The 18,759-nt window shown below is 56.7% G+C and carries 18 protein-coding genes; 9 read left to right on the plus strand and 9 right to left on the minus strand.

The features are described from left to right. Complete coding sequence (locus QVZ43_RS12295) at positions 1–966, plus strand: GNAT family N-acetyltransferase (protein ID WP_302910166.1); 966 nt, start codon at positions 1–3, stop codon at positions 964–966. Here QVZ43_RS12295 and QVZ43_RS12300 read toward each other — a convergent pair. Further along, positions 955–1,965, minus strand: a complete 1,011-nt coding sequence (locus QVZ43_RS12300; RefSeq protein WP_223793277.1) for a LysR family transcriptional regulator — start codon at positions 1,963–1,965, stop codon at positions 955–957. The two genes, QVZ43_RS12295 and QVZ43_RS12300, sit on opposite strands and share 12 nt — an antisense overlap. A 239-nt stretch (positions 1,966–2,204) precedes the next feature. Between QVZ43_RS12300 and QVZ43_RS12305 the strand changes: the two genes are divergently transcribed. Next, positions 2,205–2,981, plus strand: coding sequence for a hypothetical protein (locus tag QVZ43_RS12305; RefSeq protein WP_302910167.1), 777 nt, complete (start codon positions 2,205–2,207; stop codon positions 2,979–2,981). 42 nt (positions 2,982–3,023) lie between these two features. Continuing rightward, positions 3,024–5,366 carry a hybrid sensor histidine kinase/response regulator gene (locus QVZ43_RS12310; protein WP_338140896.1) on the plus strand — a complete coding sequence of 781 codons (2,343 nt, stop codon included), beginning with the start codon at positions 3,024–3,026 and terminating at the stop codon, positions 5,364–5,366. Here QVZ43_RS12310 and QVZ43_RS12315 read toward each other — a convergent pair. Both QVZ43_RS12315 and QVZ43_RS12320 read right to left on the minus strand, forming a co-directional pair. Continuing rightward, on the minus strand, positions 5,320–5,784 hold the full coding sequence (locus tag QVZ43_RS12315; RefSeq protein ID WP_223793274.1) for a MarR family winged helix-turn-helix transcriptional regulator: 465 nt from the start codon (positions 5,782–5,784) through the stop codon (positions 5,320–5,322). The two genes, QVZ43_RS12310 and QVZ43_RS12315, sit on opposite strands and share 47 nt — an antisense overlap. A gap of 2 nt (positions 5,785–5,786) precedes the next feature. Next, positions 5,787–6,272 (minus strand): glutathione peroxidase, encoded by a 486-nt coding sequence (locus QVZ43_RS12320; protein ID WP_302910169.1) that lies wholly within the window; start codon positions 6,270–6,272, stop codon positions 5,787–5,789. A gap of 250 nt (positions 6,273–6,522) precedes the next feature. Between QVZ43_RS12320 and QVZ43_RS12325 the strand changes: the two genes are divergently transcribed. The 3 genes from QVZ43_RS12325 (at position 6,523) to htpX (ending at position 9,185) form a co-directional block, all read left to right on the plus strand. Continuing rightward, complete coding sequence (locus QVZ43_RS12325) at positions 6,523–7,737, plus strand: pyridoxal phosphate-dependent aminotransferase (RefSeq protein ID WP_302910170.1); 1,215 nt, start codon at positions 6,523–6,525, stop codon at positions 7,735–7,737. A 10-nt stretch (positions 7,738–7,747) separates the two neighbouring features. After that, the gene (locus QVZ43_RS12330) at positions 7,748–8,206 is read left to right on the plus strand and encodes a hypothetical protein (protein ID WP_302910171.1); all 459 of its coding nucleotides are present in this window, start codon (positions 7,748–7,750) and stop codon (positions 8,204–8,206) included. A 97-nt stretch (positions 8,207–8,303) separates the two neighbouring features. Continuing rightward, on the plus strand, positions 8,304–9,185 hold the full coding sequence (gene htpX, locus QVZ43_RS12335) for a protease HtpX (protein WP_302910172.1): 882 nt from the start codon (positions 8,304–8,306) through the stop codon (positions 9,183–9,185). Between the two features lie 50 nt (positions 9,186–9,235). Here the strand turns inward: htpX and pdxB are convergent, their stop codons facing one another. The 3 genes from pdxB to QVZ43_RS12350 are packed head-to-tail and all read right to left on the minus strand — an operon-like array spanning position 9,236 to position 12,260. Then, complete coding sequence (pdxB, locus tag QVZ43_RS12340; RefSeq protein WP_223793269.1) at positions 9,236–10,390, minus strand: 4-phosphoerythronate dehydrogenase PdxB; 1,155 nt, start codon at positions 10,388–10,390, stop codon at positions 9,236–9,238. Between the two features lie 17 nt (positions 10,391–10,407). Continuing rightward, the gene (gene rhlB, locus QVZ43_RS12345; protein WP_302910173.1) at positions 10,408–11,673 is read right to left on the minus strand and encodes an ATP-dependent RNA helicase RhlB; all 1,266 of its coding nucleotides are present in this window, start codon (positions 11,671–11,673) and stop codon (positions 10,408–10,410) included. Then, entirely contained in the window at positions 11,670–12,260 is a 591-nt protein-coding gene (locus QVZ43_RS12350; RefSeq protein ID WP_223793267.1) for an elongation factor P hydroxylase, read from the minus strand. The genes rhlB and QVZ43_RS12350 overlap by 4 nt, the downstream gene beginning before the upstream one ends. A gap of 163 nt (positions 12,261–12,423) precedes the next feature. Between QVZ43_RS12350 and dsbD the strand changes: the two genes are divergently transcribed. Continuing rightward, positions 12,424–14,313: a protein-disulfide reductase DsbD gene (dsbD, locus tag QVZ43_RS12355; protein ID WP_302910174.1), complete on the plus strand. Its 1,890-nt coding sequence runs from the start codon at positions 12,424–12,426 to the stop codon at positions 14,311–14,313. A gap of 8 nt (positions 14,314–14,321) precedes the next feature. Here the strand turns inward: dsbD and tusA are convergent, their stop codons facing one another. After that, the gene (gene tusA, locus QVZ43_RS12360) at positions 14,322–14,564 is read right to left on the minus strand and encodes a sulfurtransferase TusA (RefSeq protein ID WP_223793265.1); all 243 of its coding nucleotides are present in this window, start codon (positions 14,562–14,564) and stop codon (positions 14,322–14,324) included. Positions 14,565–14,647: 83 nt separating this feature from the next. Here tusA and QVZ43_RS12365 point away from each other — a divergent pair, with 83 nt between their 5' ends. Then, entirely contained in the window at positions 14,648–14,938 is a 291-nt protein-coding gene (locus QVZ43_RS12365) for an antibiotic biosynthesis monooxygenase family protein (RefSeq protein WP_223793264.1), read from the plus strand. A gap of 15 nt (positions 14,939–14,953) precedes the next feature. On the opposite strand, the gene rlmM is transcribed toward QVZ43_RS12365, so the two are convergent. Further along, complete coding sequence (rlmM, locus tag QVZ43_RS12370; protein ID WP_302910175.1) at positions 14,954–16,030, minus strand: 23S rRNA (cytidine(2498)-2'-O)-methyltransferase RlmM; 1,077 nt, start codon at positions 16,028–16,030, stop codon at positions 14,954–14,956. Between the two features lie 252 nt (positions 16,031–16,282). On the opposite strand from rlmM, the gene QVZ43_RS12375 reads away from it, so the two are divergent. Next, positions 16,283–17,995 carry a sensor domain-containing diguanylate cyclase gene (locus QVZ43_RS12375; protein ID WP_302910176.1) on the plus strand — a complete coding sequence of 571 codons (1,713 nt, stop codon included), beginning with the start codon at positions 16,283–16,285 and terminating at the stop codon, positions 17,993–17,995. Here the strand turns inward: QVZ43_RS12375 and QVZ43_RS12380 are convergent. Further along, positions 17,992–18,636 carry an alpha/beta family hydrolase gene (locus QVZ43_RS12380; RefSeq protein ID WP_338140898.1) on the minus strand — a complete coding sequence of 215 codons (645 nt, stop codon included), beginning with the start codon at positions 18,634–18,636 and terminating at the stop codon, positions 17,992–17,994. The two genes, QVZ43_RS12375 and QVZ43_RS12380, sit on opposite strands and share 4 nt — an antisense overlap. Positions 18,637–18,759: the final 123 nt, after the last annotated feature.

Raw genomic sequence — 18,759 nt, forward strand, 5'->3', positions numbered from 1 at the left:
ATGAACCTCAAGTTCAGGAAGTACAGCTGGCAACTGGCGCCGGGACACATCCGGGACATCCGGGAGCAGGTGTTTATCCGGGAGCAACGTGTCCCTCCCGAGCTGGAATGGGATGACACCGACGAGATCGCCGATCACTATCTGGCGGTATTGCCCGGCAACACACCCGCCGGGGTAGCGAGGCTTTTCGGGACGCCGGGCGAGACGGCCCACATAGGCCGGATGGCCATACTTCCCGAGTTTCGCGGCCAGGGTATCGGCGAAGCCTTGCTTCGGCACGTCATGAACGATGCCGCTGTCAGCCACCCGGAAATTGTGCTCTCCGCGCAGGAGTACGCGATTCCCTTTTATCAGCGTTCAGGCTTCCACGTGTGTTCCGACCTCTACGACGATGCCGGCATTCCTCATGTAGACATGCGCTGCCTGTCGCCGGACCTGGTGAGCCAGTTCCTCAAGGATCGAAGTACCCCTCATATACTCGGCGAGGACGACACCAGCTGGCTGTTTAGCGAAGAAAAGCACATGCTCAGCCTAATGGACTCGGTGGCTGGACAGGCCCGGCAAAGAATCTGGCTGTATGACCGGTTTCTGGAGCACGAGCTGTACGATCGCTTCCGGTTTCGCGAACTGATATCCCAGCTCGCTCGCCGCCACAGGCTGAGCGAGGTTCGCCTGCTCATTCACGACGACAAACCGCTTGTGAAACGGCGGCACCGTCTGGTGGAATTGATGCGCCGGTTACCCAGCAAAATTGAGCTCCGACTGACCAGCGACGACCATCCGTCCGAAGACCAGCCGTTTCTCCTGGCCGATCGGGAGGGCGTGGTTTTCCGCCACGATTTCTACAAGCCCGAGGGGGTCGCCAAGTTCTCAGACAGCGGGCGGGTGAAACTGCTATCGGAGAATTTCCAGCGCATGTGGGACGCCGGTCGCAGCTCACTGGAACTAAGGGAGCTACCGCTCTGAGTGGCCGGTAGCCGGCAAATCACTGGACTCAAACTGCGCGCCAAATGGCACGAACTCCGCGTCCACCTCCTCGGCCACCTCAAGAATCAACTTCCGTAACCACTGATGATCCGTGTTGTGCTGCAGCAAAGGGCTCCACGCCATCTTCAACTCAAACGGAGGAATCTCGAAGGGGGGCACTTTCACCACCAGATCGGTGTTGCCTCGCTGGAGCCAGGCTGCCCGTGATGGCAGGGTAGCAATCAGGTCGTGCTGCTCGGCCAACAGCATGGCTACCTGGTAGTGCCGGGTGAACACAGAAATCTGCCGTTTCCGCCCCATTCGGGCAAGAGCCTCATCCACCCACCCCAGGCGCTGAACGTCTTTGGGATTCACCCCAACGCCAACACCAAAACCGGTTTTACTGACCCAGATATGACTGGCGTCCAGGTAGGTATCAAGGGTGAACGGCTGATTGACCATTGGATTCCGGGCACTCATCAAGCAGGCAAAGTACTCGGTCCAGAGAATTTTCTGGTGAAATGACTGGGGAATCTTATCGAAGCGGTTGATGGCCATATCCAGCCGACCCTGCTCCACGTCCAGAAAACTGACGTCACTTGGTGTTAGCACATCCAGGGTGACGTGGGGCGCCTCCTGGCGAATCCGACGAAGTACCCGGGGCATCAGGCAGGATTCGGCGTAGTCACTGGCCATAATCCGGAATACCCGGTGACTTTCCTGTGCCGAGAAAGGGTTTTTTTCCTGCACGGCCTGTTCAATATCCGAGAGAATGCCCCTTACCGCCGGCTGCAACTCGCGCCCTCGCTCCGTAGCAGTCATGCCCTCACTTGTGCGCACCAGCAAAGGGTCACCAAACAAGTCTCGCAGGCGTCTCAGGCCATTACTCATCGCAGGCTGGGTTATGCCAAGATGGTTGGCAGCCTTGGTGACATTTCGCTCCCGCAGGAGAACATCAAGATAAACCAGCAGGTTCAAATCGACTCGGGAAAGATCCATCAGCAGCTCCGGGAAAATGGCAACCTGAGATCGGTGCCTCGCTCACACATCATTCATTCGAACAATATACACAAGCAGAAAGATTCATGACATCTATGGCTGAATATCACCATCACCCTTCCGAATAAGGCAAACGATTCATTTCTGGTATTCTTTTATGTGAGTGGTTGAATGCTATCAAGACCTATAGGCCGCGATGGGCATCTGTTTCTTCCAAGTCCGGAGTTTGTGACTGACCGATGAACACAACAACTATCGTCTCCATCCTTGCCGCTGTGGTTGTCACCTCGATTGTCTTCATTGGTATCAGGCAAATGCGGAGACGCGCCCGGATTGAAAGGCTGCGAAAAACCACCGCCAATGAAAACACCTACAACCATGCCCTTGGACTGCTCTCGGACATTCCAGGCCAATACCTTAATGCCGAACTCAAGCTACTGCTTGTGAACCAGATGGAATACGCCAGCCGTCAACTGACACGCCTTAGGGCAGACCTGCCAGCCCAAAACTGGCTAGAATCCTGCCAACAGACCAAACAACAGATTCTCGACAACGGGGACGATCGGAAGCCGGTCAAAATTGACTCTCCGGAACGTGCAGGCGAGGTAAAGGGACGCCTCCAGAGTCTTGCTACTCTTATCGAGGGCATGCACAAAGACGGCAAGATAGATTCAGCCACCGCCAGGAAAAATCTTAAGTACCTTCGGTTCCTTGCTCATAAAACCGACGCCGACATGCACGTATTCCAGGCCAGGGAGTATGTAAAGCAGAACCGGATCCAAAAAGCGATCCAGGCCTACCACCTTGCCAGTACAGAACTCGGCAAATCGCGGGATAATCCCATCGCATTGCGCGCTATCAAGAGCTTCCGAACACGTATCAGGGAACTGGAAGCGCTGAATGTCGATGGTAAGGAAACCGCCAGCACGGGGCTTCAAGCCAGGCGGGACCGGGAATCGGGCCAGCCCCTCCACAAGGAAGAGCGGATGACAAAGCGGGCCGACAATGACAGTTGAGTATTTTCAGGGTACCGCCAACAGAGATTGGATAAAGCAGTGATGTCAGGATTCAGGCAACATCTGTCAAAACGCCTCACCCGGGACACCGTTCTGGTAGCCATGGCGCTGGGACTCATCCTCAACCTCATCCAGATCAATCTCGAATACTTCAAGGCACGGGACTCCATGGAGGATGAAATCCATGCGTTGATGGACATCAGTATCAGCCCTGCCTCCCAGATCGCCTACAACATCGATATTATCCTGGCCAACGAACTGCTGGACGGCCTGCTGAAGCACCCCGCAGTCATCGATGCCCGCATTATCGACAACGAAGACTTCACCATGGCCGCCTCGAGCGGCCGGAGCCCGGACTCCCCCTACCGCTGGGCCAGCGACCTTTTGTTCGAGGAAAACCGGGTCTTTACCCAGGATTTGCAGACGACCCAACACGACAACCTTGAGCTTGGGCGACTGACCCTCACCATCGACACCTACCACTACGGTGTTCAGTTTTTGGAGCGGGCCACTTACACGCTGATCAGTGGGCTTCTTAAAAGCCTTGCCTTGTCGGCAGCCCTTCTGGGCATCTTTTACCTCGCCCTTACCCGCCCCCTCCTGAATGTCATTGGCGCGCTGGGCAGAGTCGATACCAAATCGCCGGAAAAGACTCGCCTGCCGCTACCAAGGACTCACGAACAGGACGAAATCGGCACCCTCGTCACGATCATCAATCAGCACCTGAACACGATCGATTCAAGCCTGGCTCAGCTGCGCGCGGCGGAAAGCGCCATGAAAAACCACTCCAACCACCTTGAGCATGAGGTAAAAGACCGAACCCGGGAAATCTCCGAGAAAAACGAGGCCCTGCAACGAGGCAACCAGGCTCTTATCAAGGCCAAGGAAGAGGCCGTCCAGCGAGCCAGAACCCGGGCCAGTTTCCTGGCCAACATGAGCCATGAGATCCGAACGCCGCTCAACGGCTTGCTCGGGATGCTGGGATTAACCCTGCAGAGCGAACTGGAAGCGAATCAGCGGGAACGACTGGATATTGCCCTGAAGGCCGGTGAAAACCTGCTCTGCCTGCTGAATGACATACTGGACATCTCGAAGGTCGAAGCCGGCAAGCTCAATCTGGAAAACATACCGTTCAATCCCCGCAAACTGATTGAGGAGTCGGCGTCCCTGCACGCCCAGCAAGCGCACGAAAAAGGGATTGAACTGGTCTGCGACATCGACCCCACATTGCCCGATAGCCTGATTGGCGATCCGACCCGGATTCGCCAGGTTCTTAACAACCTGCTGAACAATGCGGTCAAATTTACCGAGGCCGGGACGGTTCGAATTGAGGCGAGTCATGACCGGGGCAGTTTGACCCTTGAGGTTACTGATACGGGCATTGGTATCCCGGAAGACAGTCTCAAGCGGATTTTTTCGCCCTTCTCCCAAGCTGATGCTGAAACCACCCGACTCTATGGCGGAACCGGGCTGGGCCTGACACTTTGCCAGCAGCTCGTGGAACACATGCACGGGCGAATCCAGGTGGAGTCGGAACAGGGAAAGGGCGCGCAATTCAGGGTTTCCCTGCCACTGGCCATCCAAGGTCAGTATGCACCCGGAAAATTACCAGAAGTTGCTGAAAGCCTCCGTACCATTGGTGTGGCCTTGGCCATACCGAAGTCCAACCCTCATCGCCGCCCCATCGAACGACAATTGTCGGCTTGGGGCATTCCCACCCGGGAGGTCGGGCAGTCCAAACAGGGCATTCTCATCGCCCTGATTGCCGATGATGATTCAAGCGGCATGGCCGTTGCCAAGCACTGGAAAGGACCTGGTGTGGTGCTTACCGATCGTCTTGGCGCCCACACCTCCAAACTGGCCGACACCAATGCACTGAATTTGCCGGTGCGCCGAGAGGAACTGTTACGATGCCTGTGTCACGCCGCCGGCCTGCCTTGGGGGCCACTCGAGGCGGATTCCAACGTCGACCTCGAACCGCCAGCAGCAGATCTGACGCTCGACATACTGTTGGTAGAGGACAACCGGGTCAACCAACTGGTGGCGGCCAGCATTCTCAAGAAGCTTGGCCACCGCGTTGCCACCGCCCAGCATGGCCGGGAGGCTCTGGAAGCATTCGAATCGGGATCGTACGACCTGGTACTGATGGACTGCCATATGCCCGTCATGGATGGCTATGAGGCCACGCGAGAGATTCGGAAGAATCCCAGTCTGAGAGACCTGCCAATTATCGCTGTCACCGCCAATGTCATGGAGGGCGACAAAGAGGATTGCCTGGCCTGCGGGATGAACGACTACCTGACCAAACCTTACAACCGGTCCCGGCTGGAGGAAATTGTCAATCGTTGGGCGCCGATGCCTCCAGCGACTTCAGAACTGCCCTGAGCTCCTTGCGCAGGGCCATGAGTCGGCCCTCATCCACACCCAGACCACACAGCAACCGCTCAGGCACAGACCTGGCCTGCGCTTTCAGGCTTCGGCCCTGATCCGTTAGCGACACGGTTACCACGCGTTCGTCCTGCTCACTCCGGCGCCGCTCAATCAGCCCCCGCTCGGCCAGACGCTTGAGCAAGGGCGTGAGGGTTCCCGAATCCAATCGCAGCCGATGCCCCAGATCAGACACCCGGATCACATCGCCGGCATCCTCCCCTTCCCATAATACCAGCATGACCAGGTATTGCGGGTAGGTCAGATTCAGCTCCGCCAGCAAAGGACGATAACGCGCTGTCACCGCACGATTGGCGGCGTACAGCGCGAAGCAGACCTGATTATCCAGCGCGAGAGGGTTGTCTGTTCCGGCCATGTCTACAGCAGCTTTTCTATGTCTTTGCGAATATCTTCCGGCTTGGCCGTGGGCGGATATCGGCGCACAACCTCACCGTCAGGACCCACCAGGAACTTGGTGAAATTCCATTTGACCTTTTCGGTTCCCATCAGGCCTTTGGCCTCTTTCTTGAGGAAGCGGTACAGGGGATGAGTTCCATCACCGTTGACCTCAATCTTCGCAAACATGGGAAAGCTAACCCCATAGTTCAGGCTACAGAATTCACTGATGGACTCGTTGTTGCCCGGATCCTGATTCATGAACTGGTTGCAGGGAAAGCCCAACACCTCGAGCCCTTTCTCCTGAAGATCCGAATACAGAGCCTGAAGCCCCTCAAACTGAGGGGTGAAGCCACACTTGCTGGCCGTATTGACGATGAGAAGGACTTTGCCGCGGTAATCCGCCATGCTCTTCTCGTTTCCCTGAATATCATTCACCGTGAAGTCGTAAATACTCGATTCGGACACGCGACTCTCCTTGATTTCTCCGAACATAAATTTCTTGCAATTAGATTGTGCACAATTTTAGGCGTAAAACAACCCTAGGCACACTCCCTGATGACCGGCCTCACCCACTCCCCGGCTTCGCTCCAAACCCGCAAAGCAGGCCACAATTCATCACAATTGCCCTGTTGTTGGCTCCCCGTGCTCAGCTAGAATAAGAGCCTCAAATCAATAACATTGATCACAGCACACTAACCAAGGAAGTGAGTCTCCCATGCAGAACTACCACAAGTCCGCCAAGCTGGATAACGTATGTTACGAAATACGCGGAGTGGTTCTTCGGGAGGCGCGCCGCCTGGAAGAAGAAGGCCATCGGGTCCTCAAGCTCAACATCGGCAACCCTGCGGCCTTTGAATTGGACGTCCCTGAAGAAATTCAGCAGGACGTAATCTACAACATGCACCAGGCTCAGGGCTATGTAGAATCCAAGGGACTCTTCTCCGCTCGCAAGGCCGTCATGCATTATTGTCAGCAGCGCGGCATCGACAAAGTCGATATAGACGACATCTTCCTGGGTAACGGCGTCAGCGAACTCATCGTGATGTCCATGCAGGCCCTGCTCAACACCGGTGATGAAGTACTGATCCCGGCCCCGGACTATCCGCTCTGGACAGCCGCAGTCACCCTGTCCAGCGGCAAGCCGGTTCATTACCGCTGCGACGAACAGCAGGACTGGTTTCCGGACCTCGACGACATCAAGAAAAAAATCACCTCTCGCACCCGGGCGATTGTTCTGATTAACCCCAACAACCCGACCGGTGCTGTTTACTCAAAGGAACTGCTGGAACAGGTGATTGAGCTGGCTCGCGAGCACAACCTCATCATCCTGTCGGACGAGATTTACGACAAGATCCTCTACGACCAGACCCAGCACGTCTCTACCGCGTCGCTGGCCGACGATGTGCTGTTTCTCACCTACAACGGCTTGTCCAAGAACTACCGCGCTGCCGGCTACCGGTCCGGCTGGATGATTGTCAGCGGCGCCAAGCACCGGGCCCGGGACCTGATCGAGGGCATCGAAATGCTGTCGAATATGCGTCTCTGTTCAAACGTCCCCGCCCAGCTCGCAATACAGACATCCCTCGGCGGCTACCAGTCGATCAACGATCTGGTCACACCGGGAGGTCGCCTCTACCAGCAACGGGAAACGGCCTGGCGCATGCTTAATGACATCCCCGGCGTCAGTTGCGTAAAACCACAGGGAGCGCTGTACCTTTTCCCGAAACTGGATCCCAAATACTTCCCGATTGCCAACGACGAGAGGCTGGTACTGGACCTGCTTCTGCAGGAAAAAATCCTTCTGGTCCAGGGCTCAGCGTTCAATATCGACGACAAGCAGCACCTCAGGGTTGTATTCCTGCCACGGGAAGACGTACTAGAGGACTCCATGGCCAGGCTTGGCCGGTTCCTCAGCAATTATCAGCAGTAACGGAGATCCCATGGCCGATATTCATGTGGAGGAATTCTACAAGGACGTTGCCATAGCCCTGGTGCAGCTCTACGGCTCGTTCCCCCGCCGGGTAAACGTCTTTGTCGAGGATATCGCCGGCCCCGACGAGCCGGACGAGTTCGGTCTGCACAGCAAACGCCACATGGCATGCTTCAGCGCCCTGCTCTGGCTTCAGGAGGAAGGTCTGTTGCGCTACGTGGACACCATTCGCCAGGACGCGTTGGATCAGGCGGTACTCACCCAGAAAGCCTTTGTGCGCCTAAGCAGCCCGACCCTGGAACACCAGGCTCTGCCTCGGGAGTCCGTCGAAAGGGAAGCGCTCCCGGACTCGGTGCAAAAAGATCTGTCCACCCACATCCACCGTATCCGCCAAGCCCTTAAGAGTGGACACTCAGGCCGGATCAGCGAGGCCGTGCAAACCGCTTTTTTCGAGGACACCCCGGGTTAAAGTTCTGCTAGAGGTATTGAACGTGTGAGCCACGCCCTCATATCAGAAGCTCGGGTTTTACTTCATCAGTGTTCGTTTACCAGTACGGAGACACGACATGCGAATTCTGCTGTTCCTGGCCACCAACCTGGCGGTGATTCTGGTCGCAAGCTTTACGCTTCGACTGCTGGGTGTCGACAGCTATCTATCCCAACACGGCATCCAGTACGGACCATTACTGGCGTTTGCGGCGGTGTTCGGTTTCGCCGGCGCCATCATCTCCCTGCTCATGTCGAAACCCATGGCGAAATGGAGTACCCGCGCCAAGGTTATTGAAACACCCCAAACGCCGGCCGAACGCTGGCTGGTGGAGACCGTTAGCGAACTCTCCAAGAAGGCCGGCATCGGCATGCCGGAAGTAGCCATCTTCCCGGCCAGCCAGTCCAATGCCTTTGCCACCGGCTGGAACAAGAACGATGCCCTGGTGGCCGTAAGCGAAGGACTGCTTACCCGCTTCGACAAGGACGAGATCCGGGCCGTTCTGGGGCACGAAATTGGCCACGTTGCCAATGGTGACATGGTGACTCTGGCATTGATTCAGGGTGTCGTGAACACCTTCGTGATCTTTGCCGCCCGGGTCATCGGTTCGTTCGTTGATCGCGCGGTTTTCAAGAACGAAAGCGGCCACGGCATTGGCTTCTTTGTTGTCAGCATCGTTGCCGAAATCGTGCTTGGCATTCTGGCCAGCACCATTGTGTTCTGGTTCTCCCGACGTCGCGAGTATCGCGCGGATATTGCGGGCGCCCAGCTCGCCGGGCGATCGGCCATGATCAACGCACTGGCGCGGTTGAAACAGGAAAGCGAAGTGCCGGACCAGATGCCAGACACCCTGCAGGCATTCGGAATCAACCGGGGAGCACGGGCCGGCCTGAGCGCCCTCTTTATGACCCACCCGCCACTGGAAGACCGCATCCAGGCCCTGCAAACAGCCAGCCTGTAACAAAAAAAGCCGGGGCATTGCCCCGGCTTTTTGCTTTGAATCTTCGAACATCAGATCTTGAGTTTGAACCCTACCGCCCGGAAGCTGTCCTGCAACGATTTGCTGGTACCTTTGAGCTGGACGTTCAGGCTCGAACACTCTCTGCGAACTGGATAGTTGCGCCGCAACCGGTCAAACGCCAGCGCCCGCTCTTCTGCATTGCCCTTCATTGCAGCGCGCAGGCGGCCATCGTCACCTCTTGGATCGTAACAAGCCCTCAACGCCACACAGATGGCGCGATCTTCTTCCGCCGCGCCGGTAAACGCAACTTTGCTCAATGCCGGCTCAGGAAGAAACTGTCCAGACTTCTTTCGTACCGGCAGGCCGAGAAAACCACTCAGAGCCTGATAAATCATCTCTGTGCCTTTTACCTTGCCTTCCAGGCTGTAGCCCGCAATGTGCGGCGTGGCAATCCAGACCCGATCCACCAGCCCCGGATCAATCCGGGGTTCCTGCTCCCAGACATCCAGAGCCACCAATGGTGCATTGGGCGCATCGAGCCGATCTGCCAGTGCCTGGGTGTCGATCACTTCCCCGCGTCCGGCGTTGATCAGCAATTGCTCGCCGGTGAGCCCTGCCAGCTGGTCTGCCCCGATCATATGGTAGGTGGCATGCTCCTCGTCTCGGGTGAGCGGGGTGTGAAGCGTCACCACATCGCAAGCGAGCGCCTGCTCCAGGGAAACAAATTCAGGTCCCTCGTCTCCCTCTCGCTCTGCTCTGGGAGGGTCACACAACCGGACCTCGAAACCCAGACGCTCCAGCTTGTGGGAAAGCTCGCCACCTACATTACCGGCACCGACGATGCCTACGGTCAGTTCGGTCCAGTCCTCAAGCCCCTGTTTCTCTGCATACACCGACACCACTGACAGCACATATTCAGCAACACTGTTGGCATTGCAACCGGGTGCAGAGGCGAACCGAATGCCGGCCGGCTCCAGCCACTCGAGATCAATATGATCAGTGCCAATGGTGGTTGTGCCCACAAACCGGACCCGACTGCCTTCAAGCAGTTCCCGACCGACCTTCGTCACCGAGCGGACCAGCAGTACGTCGGCCTCTCTGACGTCATCTGGCCCCATGTGGCGACCTGAGACCCGACGAATCTCACCAAAGTCGTCAAAGAACGAGTCCACCAGGGGAATATTTTCGTCTGCAACGATCAGCATGATGACATCCGTCCCTGTTAGTTCCTTCTCGGGCGCGGGCCACCACGCCCACCCTGACTGCGGCGACCACGTTTTCGGGTGATGGGAGGATTCTCCATCGGCTGCATCAACTCCTCATCGGGTACCGTTGTCTTCAGTTTCTGGCTGATGTAGGTCTCAATCGCCGGCAACGCAAATGAATCCTCCTCACCAGCAAAACTGACGGAAACGCCGCTCGTCCCGGCCCGGCCCGTGCGGCCAATACGGTGCACGTAATCCTCGGCATTCTCCGGGAGGTTGTAATTAAAGACATGGGTTACGCCATTGACGTGGATGCCTCGACCTGCAACATCCGTCGCCACCAGTACCTGAATCTGCCCTTTCTTGAACTTGTCGAGGGTCTTAAGACGCTTATTCTGAGCAATCTCTCCGGACATCAGCGCCACCTTAACGCCCTGATTTCGGAGGTCCTCTTCAAGGTCGCGGCACTGGTCACGGCGGTTAGCGAACACAATTGCTTTTTCCACCTCAGGGCGTTTCAGGTAGTTCACCAACACCTGCACCTTGTCGTCGTCTCCAACCAGGAACACGGTCTGTTCTACACGCTCGGCGGTCTTCTGTTCCGGTTCAATTTCGACAAACTCGGCATTCTGGGTCCACATGGAGGCAAGATTCAGCACGTCCTGGTTAAAGGTGGCACTGAACAGCAGGGTCTGTCGATCTTCCTTTTGAGGACACTTCCGAATGATCCGCTTCACGTCCGGAATGAAGCCCATATCGAGCATCCGGTCAGCTTCGTCCAGAATCAGGATATCGAGCTGGTCCAGGAACACATCCTGGGATCCGAGGAAGTCAATCAAGCGACCCGGGGTGGCCACCAGGATGTCAACGATCTGGTTCTGCAACTGGTCACGTTGCTTGTCGTAATCCATACCACCCACAACAGTCACCACGTTATGGCCGGTATGTTTGCACAACTCCTCGGCATCTTTGGCAATCTGCATGGCCAGTTCCCGGGTTGGGGCGAGCGCCAGCACCCGGGGTTCGGAAGCGAAGCGTTCCTTCGGGTCAATTGGAACTTCCAGCAGTGTCTGGATAGCGGTGATCAGGAATGCCGCGGTTTTACCGGTGCCGGTCTGGGCCTGGCCGATCAAATCCTCGCAAGCCAGGGTCCACGGCAAGGTTTCCGCCTGAATGGGCGTGCAATACTCGAAACCAATCGAGGTAATGGCGTCCAGGAGTCGCTTGTCCAGATTCAGATCACGGAAACGCAGGTCGCCAGTGTGTTTTGGGTCAGATGTCATACAGCCTCAGTTTTCCTCGAAAAATTCGATGTGCACGTCAGGGGAGCGATGCGTTCAGCATCTTGGCGCCACGCTTGTATCAACCCCGCTCTGGTGCCATAAAACGATAGTAATGCGTTAAAAAAATCATCAGCCCGGTCAGGCAGCCCCTGCTCAAGGTAATGCTGGGCTTGAGCCCTGACTTTCCGCCGGAACCCCGGCTCATCCGCGGCCCCGGCGCCGGACAGGTTATCCACACTGATGTGGAAACGGGAACCTGCAGCAAGGGAAAACAGCCATTCCATCGCCTGAGGCTTCACTTCCACCTGCTCAAACGCCTGCTGCTGTTCGGCGGTCCGGCCATCAGGACAGTACCAGTAACCGTAATCGTGGAGTGTGCGCCGATACTCACCAGCAATACACCAGTGGCTGATTTCGTGCAGCGCGCTGGCATAATAGCCATGAGCAAACACTACCTGCGCTAGCCCCTCTGGACCATCGGCAGGAATGTATTCGGGTTCGTGGCTGCCCTTGACGAGAATTGTCCGGTATCTTTCCCGAAACACGTCATTGAACAGCATGATAAGATCGTTCGGACTGAGATTCATAGTGGATGGCTATTGTGCGACTTTAAGCCGCTCAATACCAGAGGGAACTTAAACCGTTGATCGGTGTCCCTCGCAGCGGAAACAGCCAGGCTTCCACTCAACTGATAAACTGGCCTGCACCAGGCTCCCAGCAATCAGAGACAATGAGGATTCGGATTCACCCATGACAGCCGTACCCCAGGACATCCGACAAAGCACACTGAGCCAGATCCTGGCGTTGTTCACCAGCCTTTTCCTGTTCCTGGGAGCCTCCACTCCAGCACTGGCTCTTGGCTCCGGAGGCAGTAGCCTGTTCGGCCCGGGCAACAACGACTTCCTGCCCGTGGACGAAGCCCTGCCATTCAGCTTCAGAACAGAAGACGGAGCTGCCTTGCTGTTCTGGGATATCGAACCCGGACATTACCTCTACCGTGGCCGAATCAGTGTCTCTGCCAACGACTCTTCGGTCCAGTTGGGCACACCAACCTTTTCTCAGGACGGCGAGCGAATCGAAGACGAGTTTTTCGGCGAGGTGGAAGTCTTTTACGACCCGATCGAAGCCCGTGTCCCGGTCACTCTGCCGGCAGGCATCAAAGAAGCCGAGTTGCTGGTGACCTACCAGGGCTGTGCGAGTGCAGGGCTTTGCTATCCACCTCAAACCCGAGAAGTACTGTTTTACCCTGGGGGCTCAGACACAGCCTCAGACAGCGAGGAAAACAATGCTTCCCCGCCTTCCTCGAATGGCACTCGTATTAACCTGGACACGGATTCCGCTACCGGGCTCGCCGGTTTTCTGGAAAGCCAGTCGATCGCCCTGATTGCGGGGCTGTTTTTCCTCCTGGGCCTCGGCCTGACCTTTACGCCCTGCGTCCTGCCCATGGTTCCCATCATTTCCTCACTGGTGTCCCGGCGAAACACCCAGACCACCGGCCACGCGCTGGTGCTCTCGGGCAGTTACGTACTGGGCATGGCGCTCACCTATGCGGCAGCCGGTGTGCTCACGGGCCTGGCCGGAGCCAGCTTCAACCTGCAGGCGCACCTGCAATCGCCCTGGGTACTGAGCGTGTTCGCCGGCCTTTTCGTGCTGTTCGCGCTGTCCATGTTTGATGTGTTCGAACTTCAACTCCCGCGTTTTATCCGTGACCCACTCAACGAGGCCAGCCACCGGATTACCGGTACCCGGGTGTTCAGTTTGTTCGGGATTGGCGCAATCTCGGCACTGATTGTGTCGCCCTGCGTATCGGCCCCTCTGGCGGGCAGCCTGCTGTATATTTCCAGCACACAGGACGCGGTGATTGGCGGCGTCGCGCTGCTTTCCCTCGGGTTGGGTATGGGCGTTCCCTTGATTCTGGTTGCCGTTGGCGGCCGCAAATTTCTGCCCACTACCGGCCATTGGATGACGGCAGTCAAGCACCTGTACGGTGTATTGTTGATGGCTGTCGCCATCTGGCTTATTGAACGCCTGGTTCCGGCCTGGCTGGCTCTGACACTCTGGGCCTTGCTGGTGGCCATCACCGGTGTTCAGTTGGGGGCGTTTGATGCCGCCAGGGCAGGATGGGAAAGAACTCGAAAAGGTCTGGGACTGCTGCTGTTCGCCTACGGCCTGGCCTTACTGGCCGGCGCCCTCGGCGGTGCCAGCGACCCACTCAAGCCTTTGACGCCGTATACCGCCGCCGCACCGACTTATCCAGGCACCGCTGCGGTGCAGCATGGAGGGTTTAACAGGGTGGAATCCCCGGTTGAGATGCAAGCCATGCTCACCCGGGCGAAGGCGCAAAATCAGGCAGTCATCCTCGACTTCTACGCCGACTGGTGCGTCAGCTGCAAAATCATGGAACGCAATGTTTTCAGCGATCCTCAGGTGGCTCGGGCCATGTCAGATTTTGCCCTGCTGCAGATCGATGTGACCGACAATACGCCTGCCCAGCAGGCACTGCTGGACGATCTCGGACTGTTCGGTCCGCCCGCGATCCTGTTCTTCGGTACCGATGGGCAGGAACGATCCGACCGGCGGGTACTCGGGGAAATGGACCGCGACCAGTTTCTGAGACACCTACAGACCCTGGGCAGCTGACACCAGCCTCAGGCGTCTCCCTTGCGAATCACAAAGGTGAAGACGCCCTCCTGCTCCTCTTCCCGAACCAGTTCATGGCCGAGGAACTGACAGAAACGGGGAATATCTCGAGTGGTTGAGGGGTCCGTTGCCAGTACCCGAAGCAGCTGCCCCTCGTCCACATCGTTAATCCGGTTGTGCAGCATCATGACCGGCTCGGGACAGTAGAGGCCACGGGCATCCAGTTCGGCGTCATAGTGGTCAGCGGTCAAAGCAATCTCCTGTTGTTTACCTGATTTTTCAGGGGAATGTGCTAGTTTTTTCTTTAGTTAAGGACGAAAAATCGAGGTGATCCATGATCCGGGTACTGATTGAGCGTCACATTGCTGAAACCCTCGAATCCGCCTACGAAGAGCGGGCCCGTAAAGTACTCCAGCAAGCAGTCAGTGCGCCCGGCTTCATCTCCGGCGAGACCCTGTCTGACAGCCACGACCCAAACCACCGGATCACCCTCGCCAACTGGCGTTCCGAGGCGGACTGGGATCGTTGGTATCACTCCGAGGAACGCCGTAACCTGATGGCGGAACTGGTTCCCATGATGGATCAGGATGAGGCCATCACGGTTCTGGAGCAAAGCGCCTTCTAGAAAACCCGGAGTAACTCACCCCGTACGCTCGATAAAACAAGTAATTTCTTCCCGGTCGTGGTAAAGGTGGCGAGCCCTGAACCGGAATCCGAGGTTGGCCTCGGTCAAGCCCTGCAAGATGATATCACGGCAAATCAGCCACTCCTCATAACGCTTTTTCATCGGCAGCTTCAGGTTGAAGACCGTATAGCGGCAGTATCCACCAACGATCCAGTCCACAACCATTCTTGCCGTTTTGCGCGGCTGGTCAACAATGTCACACACCATCCAGTCGACGGATTTCCGGGGCCGCCAGCCGTATCCGTCGGCTTTAACATGCTCAACCTGCCCGGATGCCATCAACTCTTCGTTCATCGGGCCGTTATCGACAGCAGCTACCATCATGCCCTGACGAACCAGTTGCCAGGTCCAGCCACCGGGCGCAGCTCCCAGATCGACGGCTTTTTTCCCGCCACCGAGATAATCCAGCTCCTGCTCGGGTGGCAGGAATACTTTCCAGGCCTCTTCCAGTTTAAGCGCAGAGCGGCTCGGAGCCGAGGCAGGCAGGCGCAGTCGTGGAATACCGCCAACGTAGCGGGCGCGATTGTCCCGAAGACTGATGCCGATAACCGCCTCGGAAAAACTGCGAAGCAACACTTCGAATCGACCCGGCGTCGAAGCGTTTTGATCCGCCAGTAACAGCCCGGCTCCTCGCATGGCCTTAGAAAGTGGCGCCACCCACTTGCGGGCAAAATTACCCAGATCGCCATCGTCGTTATTTTCTGGCAAACGAACTTCCAGCCTCGCACACCCCGGATACCCCCGTTCCAGACCACGCACGCTTTCGATAACCGCACCCACGCGGTCCGTCTGTGGCAGCTCGATACGCTCCAGCACCATAATCCAGTCACGAACAAACACCAGATTCTGAAGATCGACCCTGTTCATGAACGCATCGGTCGAATTCTCATCAACGAGGGTAAACCAGACCAAGCCTTCATTTCGCTCAGGCTCGAAATAACCGAAGATCCCCTTTTCGATCGCCTGATCGGTGAGCTCCTGACCAGCTTCGGCTTCGAAACCAGGACGGCAAAACGCAAGAATTTGTTCCATGACATATCCGTAGGTTGCGAGCAGCGGACAACCACTCCAAAAATTTGAAACTATTTAACAGTCAAATGCGTCTATTTTGATTACACTTCAATATCGATACGTTTTCGGGGACTGATGATGTCGTCGGTATTGCGCCTGTTTTTGGCCCTTGGCCTGTGCCTTTTACCTGCCTTGGGTTTTGCTGATACAACTACGAAAAAGAATAGCTGCCCCACGCTCGATGCCAGTGACGACCGTGCCCGGCAATCTCTGATGACTTACGTGTGTTACCACACAGCTTCCCCTGAGACGCCCGCATACACCGCCCAGTCTCCCACTCAACTGCCCAATGACATGAGCTGGAGCAGTGCCCAGGGACACGACCTCGTATTCACCCAAACAGATTCGGTCTACTGGATTCAGGTAAACCTGAAGAACACCTCTGAGGAAACCGGATTCTGGTACCTGAAACTCAGCTACCCGTTGCTGGACAACGTCACCTTCTGGCAGTCCGGTCACGCGACCCCAGCCACGATGGCAACAGGCGACCGCCACGCTTTTGGCACACGGGCCGTAGATTATCGTTATTTCCTTCTGCCCGTCACCCTCGGGGCGGACGGTGCACGCACCATTACGTTGCGCATTCAAAGCAGCGGCGCGCTGAACGTCCCTCTCTCACTGGTTACGCCGGACGAGGTTATTGGCGAGAGCAACAAGCTCACCATGACTCACGGCATGTTCTACGGTGCTCTGCTGATCCTTGCCGTATTCAACATACTGCTGTTCTTCAGCTCCCGTACGGTCTATTACTTCCACAGCGCCTTTTTTATGACCACGCTGGGACTGTTCATGTTTGCCATGGGTGGTTTCGCCAATCAGTATTTCTGGCCAGACACCCCGGACCTGGCCAACACGTCGATTCCCGTGAGCCTGGCACTCTGTTCCCTGGCAATGCTGTTGTTCAGCCGCTCTTTCCTTGAAGCCGGCAAAAAGACATGGCCTGATCGCATCATGACCAGCCTGATCTGGGTGTCCAGCGGTTTTCTTGTTCTGACCTTTATCCTGCCCTACACGACGACTATCGCCATGAACACCATTCTTGGCGTGGCAGTCATCTCCTGCATGATGCTGGTTTCAATAGCCAGACTTCGACAAGGCTACCAGCCGGCACTCTGGTACGTATCGGCCTGGATCACCATGCTGGTCGGCGTGGTCATCTACGCTCTGGCCGCCTTTGGTTTCATTCCCAACTTCCTGGCCACCGAGGCAATGATGCAGACCGCCGTAGGCGGCCAGGTTGTGCTACTGAACTACGCCATGGTGCAACGCTGGCGCCTGCTGAACGAGAAGCTGCTCGCGGTTGAATCCCGGGCTCGATCGGAAATGGAATCCAGGGTTCACGAGCGCACCTCCCAGCTGCGAAATACCATGCGGGAACTTGAAAAAGCCAACCGCCAGCTGGCCGTGCTCAGCCTCAACGATTCGCTGACCGGCCTGAGCAACCGGCGTCACATGGACACCCGGCTGCCAGAACTTCGCGCCGAATCCATCCGAAAAGGAGCCCCTTTAACCATCGCATTGATTGATGCGGACCACTTCAAGCGAATCAACGACACCTGGGGGCACGGCTTTGGCGATGTCTTCCTCCAGATGATTGCAGAAGTGCTCAAGAAACACGCCCAGCGCCCGCGGGACATGGCTGTTCGGTTCGGTGGCGAGGAATTTGCCCTGTTGTTGCCGGATACGGACTTAACCGGCACGCTCAGCGTTTGCGAGAACATTCTGGACGACATCCAGAACACCGAGGTAGAGACACCGGATGGTAATTTCACATCCATCACGGTGAGCGCTGGCATTGCCGCCCTGAATGCCAACGAAAGCATCACCGACCTTTTCAAACGGGCGGATAAAGCCCTGTACAAGTCCAAATCCGACGGGCGCAACTGTGTTACCGTCGCCAGCAGCACCATTTTGAATCTGGCCTAGCCCGCCAGAATATTCTCGACAAACCGACCTGAAGCGACAGCGGCCTCTTCTATAAGGGTCCGCTGGCTGCTCTGCTGCTTGGCAAGGGGCTGGAAGTCGTGATTCCCACCTTCCAACCAGTGCAAATCGGCACGCTCTATAGACCGCCCAGGCTCTTCGACCTCGTCCCGCTTGCCGAACGGGTCGCGGGTACCCTGAATCAACAGAAACGGACAGTCGATCTTGTCAAAGTGGTCCGTGCGCCAGCGATCCGGCTTTCCGGGCGGGTGAAACGGATAACCGAAGCCGATCACCCCATCAATGCCTCCGCGCTGAGTCGCCAGGATACTGGCCATTCGACCGCCCATGGACTTACCGCCAACCAGCAGCAGGGCGTTACCGGGCATATCCTTGCGAACCGACTCAACCACCTCGGAGAAGCACTGAAGCAGTTTGGGCTGACGATCCGGCGGACGCTTCTTGCCGTCTTCTCGCCGTTTTTCCATATAAGGAAACTCGAAGCGAACGGTGGCGACACCCTGCGCTTCCAGTGCGTCTGCCAGCGTTTCCATAAACGGCGAATCAGCCGGTGCACCCGCTCCGTGAGCCAGAACCAGAAAGGCTCTGGGATGATTTTCAAAGCCCTGTTTTTTTATCCACACTACAATTTTCACCTTCACCAAATCAGGGTCTATCATTACAGGTCACTCAGCGACCTTTTGCCTTCTGGCATTCCGTATAAATACCTTGGTCGCCAAGGATGCCATGTTGCTGATTTGCGCGCA

The sequence above is a fragment of the Marinobacter suaedae genome, from assembly GCF_030519635.1.
Taxonomy (GTDB): Bacteria; Pseudomonadota; Gammaproteobacteria; order Pseudomonadales; family Oleiphilaceae; genus Marinobacter; species Marinobacter suaedae.

Excerpts from the sequence above, each read along its gene's own strand:
- pdxB (WP_223793269.1), bottom strand. The coding sequence starts at position 10,390 with ATGCTGATCGTTGCAGACGAAAATATTCCCCTGGTGGACTCGTTCTTT.
- QVZ43_RS12295 (WP_302910166.1), top strand. The coding sequence starts at position 1 with ATGAACCTCAAGTTCAGGAAGTACAGCTGGCAACTGGCGCCGGGACAC.
- QVZ43_RS12315 (WP_223793274.1), bottom strand. The coding sequence starts at position 5,784 with ATGGCCGGAACAGACAACCCTCTCGCGCTGGATAATCAGGTCTGCTTC.
- rhlB (WP_302910173.1), bottom strand. The coding sequence starts at position 11,673 with ATGACATCTGACCCAAAACACACTGGCGACCTGCGTTTCCGTGATCTG.
- QVZ43_RS12300 (WP_223793277.1), bottom strand. The coding sequence starts at position 1,965 with ATGGATCTTTCCCGAGTCGATTTGAACCTGCTGGTTTATCTTGATGTT.
- QVZ43_RS12375 (WP_302910176.1), top strand. The coding sequence starts at position 16,283 with ATGACTTACGTGTGTTACCACACAGCTTCCCCTGAGACGCCCGCATAC.
- htpX (WP_302910172.1), top strand. The coding sequence starts at position 8,304 with ATGCGAATTCTGCTGTTCCTGGCCACCAACCTGGCGGTGATTCTGGTC.
- QVZ43_RS12350 (WP_223793267.1), bottom strand. The coding sequence starts at position 12,260 with ATGAATCTCAGTCCGAACGATCTTATCATGCTGTTCAATGACGTGTTT.
- QVZ43_RS12310 (WP_338140896.1), top strand. The coding sequence starts at position 3,024 with ATGTCAGGATTCAGGCAACATCTGTCAAAACGCCTCACCCGGGACACC.
- QVZ43_RS12325 (WP_302910170.1), top strand. The coding sequence starts at position 6,523 with ATGCAGAACTACCACAAGTCCGCCAAGCTGGATAACGTATGTTACGAA.
- dsbD (WP_302910174.1), top strand. The coding sequence starts at position 12,424 with ATGACAGCCGTACCCCAGGACATCCGACAAAGCACACTGAGCCAGATC.
- rlmM (WP_302910175.1), bottom strand. The coding sequence starts at position 16,030 with ATGGAACAAATTCTTGCGTTTTGCCGTCCTGGTTTCGAAGCCGAAGCT.
- QVZ43_RS12330 (WP_302910171.1), top strand. The coding sequence starts at position 7,748 with ATGGCCGATATTCATGTGGAGGAATTCTACAAGGACGTTGCCATAGCC.
- QVZ43_RS12365 (WP_223793264.1), top strand. The coding sequence starts at position 14,648 with ATGATCCGGGTACTGATTGAGCGTCACATTGCTGAAACCCTCGAATCC.
- QVZ43_RS12305 (WP_302910167.1), top strand. The coding sequence starts at position 2,205 with ATGAACACAACAACTATCGTCTCCATCCTTGCCGCTGTGGTTGTCACC.